Genomic DNA, 17,874 nt, shown 5'->3' with positions numbered 1-17,874 from the left:
AACGCAATGGTGAGAATTGCGATTGCTGGCGCGGCAGGACGTATGGGCCGTCAGTTACTGAAAGCGACACATTTGTCCGAGCAGGCGGTATTGGGTGCAGCGACCGAGCGCCCCGAATCGACATTGATCGGTGCTGATGCCGGTGAATTGGCTGGTATCGGTGCGGTGTCGGTCATTATTGTTGAGGACTTGGTGAAGGCTGCAGACGACTTTGACGTACTTATCGACTTCACTGCACCGGTAGCGACACTGGCGAACCTGGCTTTTTGCCAGCAGCACGGCAAAAAAATCGTGATTGGTACCACGGGTTTCAGTGATGAAGAACGAGCTGAGATTGATAACGCTGCCCAATCAGTGCCTGTAGTGATGGCGCCAAACTACAGTGTTGGTGTCAACCTGGTGTTTAAGCTGCTGGAGAAAGCAGCCAAGGTGATGGGGGATTACTGCGATATCGAAGTGATTGAAGCCCACCACCGTCACAAAGTCGATGCACCGTCTGGAACCGCGATTGGCATGGGCGAGGCAATTGCTGGTGCTATGGGTAACAAGTTAAGCGATGTGGCCGTTTACGCCCGTGAGGGGATCACCGGTGAGCGCAGCCGTGACGAAATTGGTTTTGCCACTATTCGTGCCGGCGATATTGTCGGTGAGCATACTGCGATGTTTGCTGATATTGGCGAGCGGGTTGAAATAACCCATAAAGCGACTGACCGGATGACGTTTGCCAATGGTGCCGTCCGGGCTGCAGCCTGGCTCCATAGTAAGCCTGCAGGCTTCTACACCATGCATGACGTGCTGGGGCTCGATGAGCTGTAAATAATACGAATAAACCGGCTTCCTAGCCGGTTTTTTTATACCTTAACGATCAGCTGCCAGTCGAGTGAAAACAGATGTGCCCTAGAAATACTATCCAACGGTACTGTCGGGGAGGGGGAAGAATTAAGCTGATTAGGCTGGGGGGATATGCTTAGTGAGTGCATAATCCGCCATTTTATTCAGCCCGTTTCCTGTATTGGCTGGAGTTTGCCTGTCTAGCGGTATTTTCTTGCTTTTAGTGTTTATTTTGTGGTGTTTGTGCTTCATTTTGTCTTTGGTGTCCAAAAGTTACAGCAAAGTGCTGGGTTGCGGGACGGTTTGTTGGTGTTTTTTTTGATTTGATTTTCATCAAATCCAGGCAAACGATAAACTTTATCGGTGGTGAAAAAAAGACCGAGTAATGTTGGGGTTTTCTTGGTTTTTTGCCCGCTTCTATTGGTTTTGGCTGTGAGGTGGCCAAAAGATAATTTTATTTTCCGTGATCTGTTGACAGATTCCGTAGTCATAACTAGAATGCGCGCAATTTGTCAAAATTCGCCTTGACTCGGGTTTTGACTTTGTATGGAATGGGTAATTGCAACTTTATCTGTTTTAACTGCATTTTTATATTTTTTGGAGGTTGTCTTGAGCAAATCAGCGCTGTTAGTCCTTGAAGATGGGACAGTGTTCCGCGGCGTGTCCATTGGGGCAGATGGTTCGGCCGTTGGTGAAGTTGTTTTTAACACCTCGATGACGGGGTATCAGGAAATTCTCACTGACCCTTCTTATTCTCAGCAGATTGTTACTCTTACTTATCCCCATATTGGAAATACCGGAACCAATTCCGAAGACGAAGAATCCTCCTCTATCCACGCCCAAGGCCTGGTAATTCGTGACCTCCCTCTTATCGCTTCAAACTTCCGTAATCAACAGTCCCTTTCTGATTACCTCAAATCCCAGAATATTGTTGGCATTGCCGATATCGATACCCGTAAGCTAACTCGACTACTTCGTGAGAAAGGCGCACAAAACGGCTGTATCGTTGCGGGTAATAACCTGGACGAAGCGCTGGCATTGGCAAAAGCGAAAGAGTTCCCGGGTCTTAAAGGCATGGACTTGGCAAAAGAGGTGACCACCTCTGAAGCCTACCAGTGGAAGCAGGGATCTTGGACGCTGGAAGGCGGCCTGCCAGAAGCAAAAGATGACAGCGAGCTGCCATACCACGTTGTGGCGTATGACTTCGGTGCCAAGCGCAATATCCTACGTATGTTGGTTGACCGTGGTTGTCGTTTGACAGTGGTTCCTGCACAAACTTCTGCTGATGAAGTATTGGCCCTGAATCCAGATGGTGTATTCCTATCAAACGGCCCTGGTGACCCAGAACCATGTACCTATGCGATTGAAGCCACCAAAGTGTTCCTAGAAAAAGGTCTACCGGTCTTCGGTATCTGTCTAGGCCACCAGATCCTGGCTCTGGCTTCTGGTGCACAAACGGTGAAAATGAAATTTGGCCACCACGGTGCCAACCACCCAGTTAAAGATCTTGACCGCGACGTTGTCATGATCACCTCACAGAACCACGGCTTTGCCGCTGATGAAGCAACGCTGCCTGAAAACCTGCGTGCGACCCACAAGTCACTGTTTGACGGTTCGCTACAGGGTATCCATCGTACAGACAAGCCGGCATTTAGCTTCCAGGGCCACCCTGAAGCAAGCCCTGGCCCGCACGATGCAGCGCCACTATTTGATCACTTCATTGACCTAATTAAGCAGCACAGCGCCTAAGCCGGAGTAGTAAGCAATGCCAAAACGTACAGATATTCAAAGTGTTCTAATCCTAGGTGCTGGCCCGATCGTTATCGGTCAGGCGTGTGAGTTCGACTACTCAGGCGCTCAGGCGTGTAAAGCCCTGCGTGAAGAAGGCTACCGAGTTATCCTGGTTAACTCAAACCCAGCAACTATCATGACTGACCCAGATATGGCCGATGCTACTTACATCGAGCCAATCCACTGGGAAGTGGTACGCAAGATCATCGAAAAAGAGCGTCCGGATGCGGTTCTTCCTACCATGGGTGGCCAAACGGCACTGAACTGTGCGCTTGATCTTGAGAAGCACGGTGTACTGGAAGAGTTCGGTGTGGAAATGATTGGTGCCACGGCTGACGCGATTGATAAAGCCGAAGACCGTTCTCGCTTCGATAAAGCGATGAAGTCTATTGGCCTTGAATGTCCGCGTGCTGATACCGCGAAAACCATGGAAGAAGCTTACAAAGTTCTCGATATGGTTGGCTTCCCATGTATCATCCGCCCATCGTTCACCATGGGGGGTACCGGTGGTGGTATCGCCTATAACAAAGAAGAATTTGAAGAAATTTGTCGCCGTGGCTTGGATTTGTCACCGACAAACGAACTGCTTATCGATGAATCATTGATCGGCTGGAAAGAGTACGAGACAGAAGTGGTTCGTGACAAAAATGATAACTGTATCATTGTTTGTACGATTGAAAACTTCGATGCCATGGGTATCCACACCGGTGACTCAATTACAGTTGCACCGGCTCAAACGCTAACCGACAAAGAATACCAGCTGATGCGTAATGCATCGCTAGCGGTACTGCGTGAAATCGGTGTTGAAACCGGTGGTTCGAACGTCCAGTTTGGTATCAACCCGAAAGATGGCCGTATGGTTATCATCGAGATGAACCCGCGTGTATCTCGCTCTTCGGCATTGGCATCGAAAGCGACGGGCTTCCCGATTGCTAAAGTAGCAGCGAAACTGGCTATCGGCTTTACCCTAGACGAGCTGATGAACGACATCACCGGCGGCGCAACACCGGCTTCGTTCGAACCAACGATTGATTACGTTGTTACTAAGATCCCTCGTTTTAACTTCGAGAAGTTTGCCGGTGCAAACGATCGTCTAACCACACAGATGAAGTCTGTCGGTGAAGTGATGGCGATTGGTCGTAACCAGCAAGAATCAATGCAAAAAGCACTACGCGGCCTGGAAGTTGGCGCTAACGGCTTTGATGAAATGGTTGACCTAGATGCGCCAGACGCGCTGACAACTATCCGTCATGAACTAAAAGATGCAGGTTGTGAGCGCATTTGGTACATCGCCGATGCTTTCCGTGCTGGCATGTCAGTTGATGGCGTCTTCAACCTAACCAATGTTGACCGTTGGTTCCTGGTTCAAATCGAAGATATTGTAAAAGAAGAGCAAGCGGTTAAAGAGGGCGGTTTTGCTGGCCTGAATGCCGATGTTCTTCGCAAGCTGAAGCGTAAAGGTTTTGCTGATGCGCGTTTGGCCGAACTGTTGGGTGTGGCTGAATCTGAAATCCGCAAACTGCGTGACCAGTTCGATATCCACCCGGTCTACAAGCGTGTTGATACCTGTGCCGCTGAGTTCTCTTCGGACACGGCGTACATGTACTCATCTTACGATGAAGAGTGTGAATCACAGCCGACTGACAAAGACAAAATCATGGTATTGGGCGGTGGCCCGAACCGTATCGGTCAGGGTATCGAGTTCGATTACTGCTGTGTTCACGCTTCACTCGCACTGCGTGAAGACGGTTATGAAACCATCATGGTTAACTGTAACCCAGAGACAGTTTCGACTGACTACGACACATCTGACCGCCTGTACTTCGAACCGGTAACACTGGAAGATGTACTTGCTATCGTACGAGTCGAGAAGCCAAAAGGCGTTATCGTTCAGTACGGTGGTCAAACACCACTGAAACTGGCACGTGCGCTGGAAGCGGCAGGTGTACCTATTATCGGTACCAGCCCTGATGCAATTGACCGTGCCGAAGACCGTGAGCGTTTCCAGGCTGCTGTTGAGCGCCTTGGCCTGCTACAGCCAGAAAATGCAACCGTAACGACAATGGAGCAGGCTGTTGAGAAATCAAAAGAAATTGGTTTCCCTCTGGTTGTTCGCCCATCATACGTCCTGGGTGGCCGTGCGATGGAAATCGTATACGACGAGCAAGACTTGCGCCGCTACTTCAACGAAGCGGTCAGCGTGTCTAACGAGTCACCAGTTCTACTGGACCGCTTCCTGGATGATGCAATCGAAGTTGACGTTGATGCTATCTGCGACGGTGAGCGTGTGGTTATCGGCGGTATCATGGAGCATATCGAGCAGGCAGGTGTTCACTCTGGTGACTCAGCATGTTCACTGCCAGCGTATACGCTAAGCCAAGAAATCCAAGATGTGATGCGCAAGCAAGTTGAGAAACTGGCGTTCGAATTGGGCGTGCGTGGTCTGATGAACACCCAGTTCGCGGTGAAAGATAACGAAGTCTACCTGATTGAAGTTAACCCGCGTGCTGCTCGTACGGTACCATTCGTATCTAAGGCAACAGGCGCGCCACTGGCGAAAATTGCGGCACGTGTCATGGCTGGTCAGTCTCTTGAGTCTCAGGGCTTTACCAAAGAGATCATCCCGCCGTACTACTCTGTAAAAGAAGTGGTATTGCCGTTCAACAAGTTCCCGGGTGTCGACCCACTGCTTGGCCCAGAAATGCGCTCTACCGGTGAGGTGATGGGAGTTGGCGATACGTTTGCAGAAGCGTTTGCCAAAGCTGAGCTTGGCTGTGGTAAAGAGAAGCAAGCGAAAGGACGTGCTCTATTGTCTGTTCGCGGTAACGACAAGCAACGTGTGGTTGACCTCGCTTCAAAGCTGGTTAAGCAAGGCTACGAGCTTGACGCAACGCACGGTACTGCCGTCGTTCTTGGTGAAGCGGGTATCAACCCTCGCTTGGTGAACAAGGTGCACGAAGGGCGTCCTCACATTCTTGACCGTATTAAGAACAACGAGTACTCATACATTGTGAACACGGCGGAAGGCCGCCAGGCGATTGAAGACTCGAAAGTTCTTCGCCGCGGCGCATTGGCTGAGAAGGTGAACTACACCACGACGCTAAACGCAGCATTCGCAACATGTATGGCTTGGACTGCCGATGACCGTAACAAGGTGACATCAGTACAAGAGCTGCATGCTCGTATAAAAGACGCATAATCACTATTTTAGCTAGCGCAAAATAGTGTAAAACGGCCTGCTGATGCAGGCCGTTTTTTTATGCCCAATAGAGAGCCATATGCGGCTCTCAGCAAAGCAGAATTAACCATAATGTCATGGTGTTGAATAACTGTGATGCCATTAATAATTTGTGTCAATTGTGGTTTAAAATCTCCTTGCAACCCCTACTGAAGCGCGTACAATTAGCCGCGTCGCATAAGCGATACTTATTTTTTGGAGACTTAGATGAACGATACCGACCATCCCCCGAGTATGAAGGTGGAAAATCAAACCTGTTAATGGTATCGGTCTCCTATAATTCCGAACTACCCTCAGGTTCGGAATAGTCTGTTTTCTCATCTTATGATGACCCTTTTCAAGCACACTTTTCCTCGGTTTTCCCAGCCATTATCTCAATATAGAATCTCGCCAATGTGTGGTGAATGACAGGCTTTTTGCTGTCTGCTATTAGCTATTAAACAGGCTCTTACAGACAGGGACTAGCACATTCCTGCCGTGTTATGGCGTATTCTGGTGGTCGTTGCCGTTACCTAGCTAATCGGGAGATTCGCCATGGCGGTAATGAACTGTGCAGCAGATGCTGTGCTAGTAAACGAAAACTTGGCTGAGAACGATGTTCTGGCCGTACGCAACGCGTTTTTGAAATATGACATTGATGAGCAGGCCAAACTGTTGATCAAAATGCCTATTTCAGAAGCGATTGTTATTTTACATGAAATCCCATTGCGTCATGTACAGACCCTGCTGGATCTGCTTGATGAAATGGATGAAGAAGTGTGCATGCGCCACCTGGCAAACGGCCTTGGCTTGATTTGCTCGGAAGCGGAGCCTGCGGGCCACTATCTACAAAACAGCGTATTTAGCCACGTGCGCGAGCGCATTGGCTGGATTGTTGGCTTGGCGTTGCTGGGCATCGTTTCGGGTCTTATCATCTCTCACTACGAAGATACCCTGAGCCAACTGGTGCTACTGGCGGTGTATATGCCAGTGATTGCGGCTGCCGGTGGTAACACCGGATCTCAGGCGGCGACCTTGGTCGTCAGGGCCCTGGCAATGGAAGAGATCCGGTGCCGGGATTGGGTTAAGGTCATGTGGAAGGAATTCCGAGTCGCGTTGGTGATCGCGGGTGTATTGGCTGCGGTTATTATGGGCCGAGTGATGATGTTCAGTGACGGCTCGTCACTACCTATTGGTATGGAGCTGATGGATATCTCGATGGCTATTGGGGTCGCGATCTCGTTGCAGGTTGTCCTCTCGACAACGGTGGGTGGAGTGCTACCGATGATAGCCCGTGCCGTTAAGCTCGATCCTGCCGTGCTGGTAAGCCCGGTATTGGCATCCGTCGTCGATATCACCGGTATGATCATCTACTTCAAGACGGTCAATGCATTCCTAGCGCTCTCCTAATCCAAGTTGCTTTCAATCTTTGCATATAAAAAAGCGAGTGGCAGTGGCCACTCGCTTTTTTGTTTCTGTATGGCCAGTCTAGTACTGCTTGTATAACCCTTGGTACAGCCTGCGCTCGAAGGTCTCAATTGGCGGAGCGATAGCGGGTAGGCTGTCATCCCGCTCGGGCGGGAAGTAGTTACTCACCATCTGGACAAACAGCAAGGTGTTGCCGGATTGTGTTTGGAGCATTCCGGCGAGGTTATAGCTACCGTACAGTGAGCCGCTTTTGGCGCGGATCTTTCCCTGCAAAGGCTGCTGGCGCACACTCTGGCGATAACGCAGGGTACCGCTCTGGCCGCTGACGGGCATGGTGGTAAGAAGGCTGAGTTCATCGTTATGCCGGTAAATGTAAGTGATCACTTCCATCATTTGGCTCGCGGTCATGCGGTTGTTGCGCGACAGGCCTGAACCATCGACCAGTATGGCCCGCTCTAGGTCGATATTGGCCTTATCTTTCAAGATGGCTTTGATAGCCTTGCTGGCGTTGGCAAAACTGCCCGGCTGGCTGAAATACAGAGTCCCTAAGGTTTTGGCAATATTGTCGGCGTACAGGTTATCGGATTCCTTGACCATGTGGTCGAGCAATGTACTCAGCGGGGCTGAGTGGTGGGTCGCAATGGCCTTGCCCTTGGTGTCAGAGGCGTTGTCATCTCGCTTAATTGTGCCTTCTAGCTTGATCCCGAGACGTTTTAATTCAGCCGTGATCACTTGGCTGATGTAGGCCTCGGTGTCTTGTACGGCAAAATTGAGCGGTAGCGGTTTGTCGCGTTGAACAAGACAGCCGCTCAAGTGATAGTGGTTATGTCCTTTATCAACCAGTTCAAGATCGCAGTGGCTCGTTTTTTGCTCTTCCTTGGTCGTCACCCGCGCATCGGTCGTGACTTTCAGCGGTTGGTGGCTGGGAATATTGACCCGCGTTTTTTCACCGATCCCACGGTTACTGTACAAAGCACCCTGTACGCAGTTGTGCTCAAGGCTCAGGCTGCTCGATGGTGCGCTGTAACATACCCCCAGAATATCCCATGGCCAGCCAGGTGCATGTTCGTAGCCGCTGAATTGGCTGCCGTTAAGCAGCAGATCACCTTTGATGGTTTTGCCCGTATGGGCTTTGAGTTTACCCAGCAGCGCTGAGAGCTGTAGGCGTGACAGTGCTGGGTCACCACTGAAACGCAGGACGATATCATCGCCATGTTGCTCCAGCCTCGTTTCAAAGCGGTAGTCCTTGCCTAGGTAAAGTCGCGCAGCCAAGGCCGTGACCATTTTTTGGATGCTGGCCGGCGGTTGGTATTGGTGCTCACGCTGTGCGTAAATCACCTTGCCGCTATTGGCTTCCGCCACGAGCAAAGCGGTATCGTGGCCGGCGGGCAGCGCTCGGTAATCCGGCTGAAAAGAAGGGGAGACCGTCGGTACGGGATCGGAGTCCGCCGGATTGGCTGCTGCCTGCTGGGAAAACAGCGATAGAGTGACGCTAATAAGCAAAAGACGAAATGGCAGATGCATCTGTAGGCCCTAGTTTCTGAACGGTGAGTTTGAACATTAGATTCCGAATATGAATCTTTGAATATCATTACGCTCATGATAAACAATATGGAGCAGATAAAAAGTCAGAGATAGGCAAGCTGGTTGGAGCGGGAGATAAAAGGCTCTAATAAGAGAGATGGCAGAGATAAAAAAACACCGGCCAGAAGGCCGGTGTTTAGAAAAGGCTATGTTAGCGCTCTACATCCAAATAGGATTAGAAGTCGTAACGTGCACCAAGAACGAACTGATCGTCAGCACCAGAGATCTGGTTGAACTGGTAAGATGCGTAAGAGCGGAAGTTCTTGTTGAAGTAGTGAGTTGCATCGATTGCGAACGCATCAACTAGATCAGCGTTAGAGCCAGATGCGTTTGTATCTTCTAGGTAGTTGTAAGTACCAGAGAATACAGTCTTGCCGTAGGTGTAAGCTGCAGCGAATTCGTAGCCACGAGATTCTTTAACAAGCTCTTTATCAGAGTTTTCAGTAGCATTACGTGCGTCTTGGTATAGACCCGCTACGTAGAAGTCGCCGAAGGTGTACGAGATAGAACCGAATGCCTGCTTAGCAGTTGTATTTGCGTCTAGATCTTGCTCGCCGTAACCAGCACCGAACGCTAGGCCCATGTCTAGTGCGTAGATTGCACCAGCAGAGTAACCTGCGTCATCTGCACCGTCGTCGAATACGTAGTTAGCTTTAACAGTCAGGTTGTCGCCTGCGATGTCAAAAGAACCCACGTATGCTAGGTTGTTAGACGTACGGTCAGCAGCTGCGATTTTACCACCAGCACCGTTACCGTGGAAAGACATGATATCTGTGAAGTCAGTTAGCATGCCTAGAGAGCCGTCAGTCTTACCGTAACGAACCTGACCGAAGTCACCGCCGATACCTGCGTTGATGTGACGGTTGTTTACTTTGTCTGCATCGTTTTTGTCAGTGTATTCAGCTTCGTAGAAACCTAGCGCGTATACAGTGTCAGTGATGTCTGTTTTACCAGCGATGTTTACACGAACACGTGATGCGTCTGTAACGTCACCATCTTGTAGAACGGCGCGAGCTTCAAAACGACCGCCTACTGCTAGGCTAGATGTTTCGTCAGAGTAAACTTCCGCTGCTGTTGCTACAGAAGAGATAGATGCTGCTGCTACTGCTAGAGCAATCAGTTTCTTGTTCATTGTCGAATCCTTTTGGAATTATTTTGTTGTATGCATATCAATGCTAAATGCATGGTGTTCTTTTTACTGGTCTCTGGCCCGATCTGTTAGTAAAAAAAACTGAAAAATACTTTATTTCAATCGGTTCTGTGCTTTTTGTGGTGTTTATTTCGCTATATATCAGGTGGTTAGTTGTGATCGATAAAGTTCGGTTGTAGGGGTGTTTTTTAGTTATTTTTAGGCTTTGATGCTTGTTTTTTTAGCTTGGGATAATTGTTCTATTGCGTGAATTTGTGATCCCCAGCGCATAAAAAATAATCGCTATGCGTTAGGCGTATGGATTATGACGTTTTTATGATTTAGCGTGTGCAGGGTAGCGCCTGTCATGCAAAGTATGCCGCTCAATGAACAGGATGATCTCTTGGGCATCTTTGTTTAGAATGAAGTGTTCCCATTAGTAATCGCTGAGTTCGACCAACCTGTCGGACTGGCTTTGTTTTGCCTAATAGCAGTGGCTATACGGGCGTTGAGGTAATAAGAGTTATGGATAAGATTCCAATGACGGTACGCGGCGAGAAGCTGCTACGCGAAGAGCTGGAAGTACTAATGAAGCGTCGCCCGATCATTTCACAGGCCATTGGTGAAGCCCGTGAATTGGGTGATTTGAAAGAGAATGCTGAATATCATGCCGCCCGTGAAGAGCAAGGTATCTGTGAAGCACAAATCCGTGATATCGAGTACAAGCTGTCTGTATCTCAAGTCATCGACGTGACCAAGATGCAGAACACTGGCAAAGTGATTTTCGGCACGACGGTAAGCCTGATTGACGTGGATACTGAAGAAGAAGTGACTTACCAGATCGTGGGTGACGATGAGGCGGATATCAAAGCGGGTCGTATTTCTGTGAACTCGCCGATTGCCCGTGGCCTTATCGGTAAGATGCAGGATGACGAAGTGACCATCACCACGCCGGGTGGCACGCGTGAGTTTGAAATTGCGGAAGTCGCTTACATTTAATCCCATTAAATTGTTATTAAATGTATCACCAAAGAATGGATCATGGCATTCCGTGCCATGATACAGACATAAAAAAGGCCGCAGCGGCGGCCTTTTTTATTTGCGCGGAAGCTCGATCTTACGCTCTTCGCTCTGGCGGTATAGTACCAGCGTCTTACCAATCACCTGGACTTTCTCTGCCTTGGTTTCGCGAACAATTGCGTCAACGATCAAAACCTTAGTCTCGCGCTCTTCAGCAGCCACTTTAACCTTGATAAGCTCGTGATGGTTAAGTGCCAGTTCAATCTCGGCAATCACGGCTTCAGTCAGGCCATTTGCGCCCATTAGGACAACAGGCTTTAGGTTGTGGGCAAGACCTTTAAGGTATTGCTTCTGCTTGGTGCTTAGATTCATGTCGGCTCTATTATTAAATTAGGGTTGAAAACCGCGTATTCTAACGCCATATAGTCTAGATGACTAATTTGTTTAGTATACGCCATTTGTGGTGTTGCTGAGTATACTTGATAAGTACCCAAACTCATTAGGTAAATCATGAGTAAGAAAAAACATTCGGGCAGTTCAGGCCGATGGCTGAAGGAACATTTTGACGACAAATATGTTCTAGAAGCTCAAAAGAAGGGCTATCGCTCTCGCGCGATTTTCAAAATCGAAGAAATTCAAAACAAAGACAAGCTCCTGAAACCCGGTATGACTGTGGTTGACTTGGGTGCGGCTCCTGGTGGGTGGTCACAGTATGCGGCAGAGGTTGTTGGTGATGAAGGGCAGGTGATTGCCTGTGACATCTTGCCAATGGATTCGCTGCCTGGCGTGAGTTTCTTGCAGGGGGATTTTCGAGAGGAGACAGTATTGGATGCGTTACTTGAGCGTATCCAGCCGGACATGGTTGATGTCGTGTTATCGGACATGGCACCGAACATGAGTGGCAACTTGGCATCAGATCAGCCTAGAGCTATGTATCTTGTTGAACTAGCATTAGATATGTGTCGACAAGTACTTGCACCCGATGGCAGCTTTGCGGTAAAAGTTTTCCAAGGTGAAGGCTTTGACCAATATCTGGCAGAAGTGCGTAGTATGTTCAAGGCAGTCAAAATACGAAAGCCAGATTCATCACGAGATCGTTCTCGTGAGGTATATATTGTAGCTACAGGTTACAAACTGTAGTACCCTAAATTCATCTATTAGTTATCGCGAGGTTAACACCTTGAGTGACATGGCAAAAAACTTGATTTTGTGGTTGGTCATCGCTGTGGTTCTGATGTCTGTTTTTCAGAGTTTCGGTCCCGGTGATAGTGCTGGCCGTCAAGTCGACTATACAACCTTTGTCCGTGAAATCGGTCAGGATCAGATAAGGGAAGTGCGATTCAATGATCGTGAAATTACCGTATTCAAACGTGATAACACGCGATACGTCACTTATCTGCCTGTCGTTAACGACCAAAAGCTGTTAGACGATCTTATTAACGCTAACGTAAAGGTCATGGGAACTCCGCCTGAGGAGCCAAGCCTACTGGCCTCAATCTTTATATCCTGGTTCCCGATGCTCTTGCTCATCGGTGTCTGGATCTTCTTCATGCGCCAAATGCAGGGCGGAGGTGGCAAAGGAGCCATGTCGTTCGGTAAGTCTAAGGCTCGTATGATGAGTGAAGACCAGATCAAAACAACGTTCGCTGACGTAGCGGGTTGTGATGAAGCCAAAGAAGACGTGAAAGAATTGGTGGATTACCTGCGCGATCCAAGCCGCTTCCAGAAACTGGGCGGTAAGATCCCAACAGGTGTCCTGATGGTTGGTCCTCCTGGTACAGGTAAAACCCTGTTGGCGAAAGCCATTGCCGGTGAAGCGAAAGTCCCATTCTTTACTATTTCAGGTTCTGACTTCGTTGAAATGTTTGTTGGTGTGGGTGCATCCCGTGTCCGTGACATGTTCGAGCAAGCGAAAAAAGCCGCGCCTTGTATCATCTTTATCGATGAAATTGATGCGGTAGGTCGTCAGCGTGGCGCTGGTGTGGGCGGTGGTCACGATGAGCGTGAGCAAACCCTGAACCAGATGCTGGTTGAAATGGATGGTTTCGAAGGTAACGAAGGAATCATCGTTATCGCCGCAACTAACCGTCCTGACGTACTGGACCCTGCACTATTGCGTCCTGGTCGTTTCGACCGCCAGGTTGTGGTTGGCTTGCCAGATGTACGTGGTCGTGAGCAAATCCTGAAAGTTCACATGCGTAAAGTACCGTTAGACGGTGATGTTAAACCTGAGCTTATCGCTCGTGGTACGCCGGGCTTCTCGGGTGCAGATCTAGCGAACTTGGTTAACGAAGCGGCATTGTTTGCTGCCCGTGGTAACAAGCGCGTTGTATCAATGGTGGAATTCGAACTGGCGAAAGACAAAATCATGATGGGCGCAGAGCGCAAGTCAATGGTGATGACTAACGAACAGAAAGAATCGACTGCATACCACGAAGCGGGCCACGCGATTATCGGTCGCTTGGTGCCGGATCACGATCCGGTCTACAAGGTTTCTATCATTCCTCGTGGCCGTGCGCTGGGTGTGACCATGTACTTGCCTGAGCAAGACCGTGTTAGCCATTCCCGTGAATTCTTGGAGTCAATGATTTCAAGCTTGTACGGTGGTCGTTTGGCTGAAGAGCTAATCTACGGTGTTAACAAAGTATCGACTGGTGCTTCGAACGATATCGAACGTGCTACCGATATTGCCCGTAAGATGGTGACTCAGTGGGGCTTCTCTGAAAAGCTTGGTCCATTGCTGTACGCGGAAGATGAAGGCGAGGTATTCCTCGGTCGTTCAGTAACGCAAAGCAAGCACATGTCAGACGATACGGCGAAGCTTATCGATAATGAAGTTCGTACGCTTATTGACCGCAACTATGAGCGCGCACGTGAAATCCTAGAGCAAAACATGGATATCATGCACGCAATGAAAGATGCGTTGATGAAGTACGAAACGATTGATGCTGGTCAAATTGATGACCTGATGGAGCGTAAGACTGTTATTCGAGCACCAAAAGGCTGGGGTAACGAAGACGACACCATGAAAGCTGACGCTGTCGCTGATGAGCAACCTGCTGAGCAAGAGGAAGCGGTGGCCGAGCCAAAAGCCGAAACGCAACCTGAGCAAGCACCTGATACTCAGTCAGTACAGAACAAAGAAGACGATAAGCCACAAGCCTAATCGTTGATAGCTAATCAAAAACCCCGACTTAGTTCGGGGTTTTTTTGCATATAGAACACCGAATACCTCAGGAGCGGTACACGTGATCCTCAAGAGCAAAACCAAAACGTTAGATCTTTCCCGTCCCCATACCATGGGGATTTTGAATGTTACCCCTGACTCTTTTTCTGATGGCGGGCGCTTTAACCGGATGGACGCGGCCTTACGTCATGCTGAGGAGATGCTGGCTGCAGGCACGTCGATTCTGGATATCGGTGGTGAATCAACCCGACCGGGTGCCGATGAAGTGGCGGCTGAGCAAGAGCTTGAGCGAGTCGTGCCGGTAATTGAAGCCCTGCGCCAGCGCTTTGATTGCTGGATATCGATAGATACCAGCAAGGCACTGGTGATGAGCGAGGCGGTGACGGCTGGGGCCGATTTGATCAATGATGTCCGCGCCCTGCGGGAGCCAGGAGCGCTGGGGGCGGCAGCGAAGGCCGGTGTCCCTATTTGTGTAATGCACATGCAGGGTCAACCGCGTACAATGCAACATCAGCCGTCATACCAAGATGTTATCGCCGATGTCGGTGATTTTTTGGCTGAACGTATTCATGCCTGTGAGCAAGTCGGGATCCCCCGCGATCAGTTGTTGCTGGATCCTGGATATGGGTTTGGCAAAACCCTTGAGCATAATTACCAGTTACTTGCTCACCTTGATGAGTTTCATCGTTTTGGCCTCCCGCTGTTGGTTGGAATGTCAAGAAAGTCGATGGTGTTCAAATTATTAAATAAAGAGCCGGCCGATTGTTTGGCCGGTAGCCTTGCCTGCGCTGTTATCGCCGTCATGAAAGGGGCACAGATCATCAGAGTTCACGATGCGAAAGAGACCGTTGATGTCCTCAAAGTGTGCGAGATGACACTGGCCCAGTTGCGGGGCGAGTAAATGCCTGCGGGCAGGAAAGAAAATAGATAAATTGCTAGGAGCAGATAATGGCTGAGCGTAAGTACTTTGGTACCGACGGGATTCGTGGTTTGGTGGGCAAGGGCCCGATTACACCAGACTTTGTATTGAAACTGGGTTGGGCGGCGGGACGTGTGTTGTCCCAGCAGGGCACCAAGAAAGTGATTATCGGTAAAGACACCCGTATCTCTGGCTACATGCTGGAATCGGCACTGGAAGCAGGCTTGGCAGCAGCAGGCTTGCAGGCAGCATTTACCGGCCCAATGCCAACCCCGGCTGTCGCTTACCTGACGCGTACGTTTCGTGCAGAAGCGGGTATCGTGATTTCGGCGTCTCATAACCCTTATTACGACAACGGCATTAAGTTCTTTTCATCAGAAGGAACAAAACTGCCGGATGAAGTCGAATTGGCGATTGAAGCAGAACTGGACAAGCCGCTGACCTGCGTGGAATCGGCTATGCTGGGCAAGGCATACCGCATTAACGATGCGGCCGGTCGTTATATTGAGTTTTGTAAAGGCACCTTCCCGAGTAAATATGATCTATCTGGCTATAAAATTGTGGTCGACTGTGCCCACGGCGCGACGTATCACATTGCCCCAAGCGTGTTCAAAGAGTTAGGTGCCGAGGTGATCAGTATTGGCTGTGAGCCAAACGGCACTAACATCAATGACAAAGTTGGTGCGACAGATGTTGCTGCTCTTCAAGCTAAGGTGTTGGAAGAGAAAGCTAACTTTGGTATTGCGTTGGACGGTGATGGTGATCGTGTGATCATGGTCGACGAGGAAGGCAATAAAATTGATGGTGATCAGATCGCCTACATTATTGCCCGTGATGCCCTGCGCCGCGGCGAGCTCAAAGGCGGTGTGGTCGGTACGCTGATGACTAACCTGGGGATGGAGAATGCCCTGAAGAACCTAGGGATCCCGTTTGTTCGTGCCAAAGTGGGTGACCGCTACGTGATGGAAGAACTGAAGAGCCAAGGTTGGTTGATCGGTGCCGAAAATTCAGGCCATGTTATCTTGCTTGATAAGGTGACGACAGGTGACGGTATTGTTGCTGGCCTGCAGGTGATGGCGTCGATTGTTGGCAGCAAAATGACCCTGAAAGAGTTGGCAGATGGCATGACCATGTACCCCCAGGTGCTGGAGAACGTCCGTTTTGAAGGGGATTCTAATCCGTTGGAATCCGGTGCAGTTGTTGCTGCAACCGCAGCCGTTGAAGCTAAACTCGGTGATAAGGGGCGCGTATTATTACGTAAATCAGGCACCGAACCTTTGATCCGTGTGATGGTGGAAGGGGAAGATGCTGCATTGGTTAAAGAGTCAGCCTTGCTGATTGCTGACGCAGTGAAAGAAAGCTGCTGATTTTGCCCTAAATTCAACTAATCTGTGTCGGTTTTGTTTAAATCTTCGACAAGTGATTCAAGAAACAGAGTTTTCATTGAGATTTTACTTGTCAGTGAAGAGCGCTTTCGCTAGTATTCATTCCGCTCCTAATGGAAGGGGTGCGCTGGCACTGCTGAAGCAAAGCCGGCACAACAATTTAACCATAGGTGGAACCCATGTACGAAATTCTACTTGTGATTTATCTGTTGGCTGCGCTTGGTGTTATTGGCCTAGTATTGGTTCAGCAAGGTAAAGGCGCAGATATGGGAGCTTCATTTGGGGCTGGCGCATCAGGAACCCTGTTTGGCGCAAGCGGCTCTGGAAACTTTTTGACCCGAATGACCGCAGTTTTTGCGACTATTTTTTTCGTTATTAGCCTAGTGCTTGGTAATATGAGCAGCAAAAAGGCGCACGAAACCAGTGGTTGGGAAGACCTAAGCGCTCCGGCAACTGAGCAAGTTGTTGTTGAGCCAACTCAGAATGCACCTGCTAATAGTGACATTCCTGAGTAAATAAAGAATTTAGCCGAGATGGTGAAATTGGTAGACACGCTAGCATGAGGTGCTAGTGCCGCAAGGTGTAGGGGTTCAAGTCCCCTTCTCGGCACCATTATTTAGTCACTTGAAAGAGTGATGTCTGAGCGATATAATCGCTATCAGATTACGGACGCGGGGTGGAGCAGCTTGGTAGCTCGTCGGGCTCATAACCCGAAGGTCGTCGGTTCAAATCCGGCCCCCGCAACCACTTTCCGAAAAAGCAGCTATTATTAGTAAGGTTGTTTTTTCTATCACAGCGACCCGCTGTGGTAATCAGGGTCCAGTGATAAAAAACCCCGTAATTCGGGGTTTTTTATTATCTGAAACATGACCATTCAGGTATCTACTGGGCTTTATAGCCCTTTTTTTGTTTCCGGGGGGTTGTCTTGACAGCTTTAGAGATGCAATTGACCGAACTGCTTGAGGCGCCGGTAACGGCCACGGGCTATGAACTTGTCGGTCTGGAATTTATCCGTGCCGGTGAACACTCAACACTACGAGTATTCATCGATCATGAAAACGGTATTAACGTTGATGATTGTGCCGAAGTAAGCCGCCAGGTAAGCGCGGTGATGGATGTTGAAGATCCTATCACTGTAGCCTATCACCTGGAGGTCTCTTCCCCTGGTCTAGAAAGGCCGCTGTTTAAAGCCGCACATTACCAACAGTTTATTGGCCACGAGGTCAACTTGGTGTTGAAAATGGCGATGGGCAACCGTCGTAAGTGGAAAGGTGATATCGTTGCCGTTGAAGGTGAGCTTGTCACATTAAATGTTGATGGCAATGAAGAAACATTTGCACTGAGCAATATTTCCAAGGCCAACCTGGTTCCAAAATTCTAACC

General features: G+C 49.4%; 14 protein-coding genes and 2 tRNA genes. 13 read left to right on the top strand and 3 right to left on the bottom strand.

The window, feature by feature from the left end:
* The first annotated feature begins 6 nt into the window (after positions 1 to 6).
* From dapB to C9I99_RS20495, 4 genes are all read left to right on the top strand, one after another.
* Complete coding sequence (dapB, locus tag C9I99_RS20515; RefSeq protein WP_107350697.1) at positions 7 to 816, top strand: 4-hydroxy-tetrahydrodipicolinate reductase; 810 nt, start codon at positions 7 to 9, stop codon at positions 814 to 816.
* Positions 817 to 1,440: 624 nt separating this feature from the next.
* Positions 1,441 to 2,580, top strand: coding sequence for a glutamine-hydrolyzing carbamoyl-phosphate synthase small subunit (gene carA, locus C9I99_RS20505; protein WP_107350779.1), 1,140 nt, complete (start codon positions 1,441 to 1,443; stop codon positions 2,578 to 2,580).
* A 16-nt stretch (positions 2,581 to 2,596) separates the two neighbouring features.
* Positions 2,597 to 5,821: a carbamoyl-phosphate synthase large subunit gene (gene carB / locus C9I99_RS20500; RefSeq protein WP_107350695.1), complete on the top strand. Its 3,225-nt coding sequence runs from the start codon at positions 2,597 to 2,599 to the stop codon at positions 5,819 to 5,821.
* Between the two features lie 573 nt (positions 5,822 to 6,394).
* Positions 6,395 to 7,249 (top strand): magnesium transporter, encoded by an 855-nt coding sequence (locus C9I99_RS20495; RefSeq protein WP_107350694.1) that lies wholly within the window; start codon positions 6,395 to 6,397, stop codon positions 7,247 to 7,249.
* A 78-nt stretch (positions 7,250 to 7,327) separates the two neighbouring features.
* Here C9I99_RS20495 and dacB read toward each other — a convergent pair whose 3' ends face one another.
* Both dacB and C9I99_RS20485 read right to left on the bottom strand, forming a co-directional pair.
* Positions 7,328 to 8,791, bottom strand: a complete 1,464-nt coding sequence (gene dacB / locus C9I99_RS20490; RefSeq protein ID WP_107350693.1) for a serine-type D-Ala-D-Ala carboxypeptidase — start codon at positions 8,789 to 8,791, stop codon at positions 7,328 to 7,330.
* Positions 8,792 to 9,026: 235 nt separating this feature from the next.
* On the bottom strand, positions 9,027 to 9,983 hold the full coding sequence (locus C9I99_RS20485; protein WP_107350692.1) for a porin: 957 nt from the start codon (positions 9,981 to 9,983) through the stop codon (positions 9,027 to 9,029).
* A 522-nt stretch (positions 9,984 to 10,505) separates the two neighbouring features.
* Here C9I99_RS20485 and greA point away from each other — a divergent pair.
* The gene (gene greA, locus C9I99_RS20480) at positions 10,506 to 10,979 is read left to right on the top strand and encodes a transcription elongation factor GreA (protein WP_107350691.1); all 474 of its coding nucleotides are present in this window, start codon (positions 10,506 to 10,508) and stop codon (positions 10,977 to 10,979) included.
* Positions 10,980 to 11,075: 96 nt separating this feature from the next.
* Here the strand turns inward: greA and yhbY are convergent, their stop codons facing one another.
* Positions 11,076 to 11,372, bottom strand: a complete 297-nt coding sequence (gene yhbY / locus C9I99_RS20475; RefSeq protein WP_107300350.1) for a ribosome assembly RNA-binding protein YhbY — start codon at positions 11,370 to 11,372, stop codon at positions 11,076 to 11,078.
* A gap of 138 nt (positions 11,373 to 11,510) precedes the next feature.
* On the opposite strand from yhbY, the gene rlmE reads away from it, so the two are divergent.
* The 8 genes from rlmE to rimP all read left to right on the top strand — a co-directional run bounded on the left by rlmE (position 11,511) and on the right by rimP (position 17,872).
* A complete protein-coding gene (rlmE, locus tag C9I99_RS20470) occupies positions 11,511 to 12,140 on the top strand; it encodes a 23S rRNA (uridine(2552)-2'-O)-methyltransferase RlmE (protein ID WP_107350690.1) in 630 nt (209 codons plus the stop codon).
* A gap of 49 nt (positions 12,141 to 12,189) precedes the next feature.
* Complete coding sequence (gene ftsH / locus C9I99_RS20465) at positions 12,190 to 14,166, top strand: ATP-dependent zinc metalloprotease FtsH (protein WP_107350689.1); 1,977 nt, start codon at positions 12,190 to 12,192, stop codon at positions 14,164 to 14,166.
* An 82-nt stretch (positions 14,167 to 14,248) separates the two neighbouring features.
* Positions 14,249 to 15,088, top strand: coding sequence for a dihydropteroate synthase (folP, locus tag C9I99_RS20460; protein ID WP_107350688.1), 840 nt, complete (start codon positions 14,249 to 14,251; stop codon positions 15,086 to 15,088).
* Between the two features lie 47 nt (positions 15,089 to 15,135).
* Positions 15,136 to 16,473, top strand: a complete 1,338-nt coding sequence (gene glmM / locus C9I99_RS20455) for a phosphoglucosamine mutase (RefSeq protein ID WP_107350687.1) — start codon at positions 15,136 to 15,138, stop codon at positions 16,471 to 16,473.
* 197 nt (positions 16,474 to 16,670) lie between these two features.
* Entirely contained in the window at positions 16,671 to 17,006 is a 336-nt protein-coding gene (secG, locus tag C9I99_RS20450; protein WP_107350686.1) for a preprotein translocase subunit SecG, read from the top strand.
* 12 nt (positions 17,007 to 17,018) lie between these two features.
* Positions 17,019 to 17,103 (top strand) — tRNA-Leu (locus C9I99_RS20445).
* Positions 17,104 to 17,161: 58 nt separating this feature from the next.
* Positions 17,162 to 17,238: transfer RNA gene (locus C9I99_RS20440), tRNA-Met, on the top strand.
* 178 nt (positions 17,239 to 17,416) lie between these two features.
* Positions 17,417 to 17,872, top strand: a complete 456-nt coding sequence (gene rimP / locus C9I99_RS20435) for a ribosome maturation factor RimP (protein WP_107350685.1) — start codon at positions 17,417 to 17,419, stop codon at positions 17,870 to 17,872.
* The last annotated feature ends 2 nt before the right edge of the window (positions 17,873 to 17,874 follow it).

It is taken from the genome of Photobacterium lutimaris, assembly GCF_003025555.1.
Classification (GTDB): Bacteria; Pseudomonadota; Gammaproteobacteria; order Enterobacterales; family Vibrionaceae; genus Photobacterium; species Photobacterium lutimaris.
This window is presented reverse-complemented; position numbering and strand designations above follow the sequence as displayed.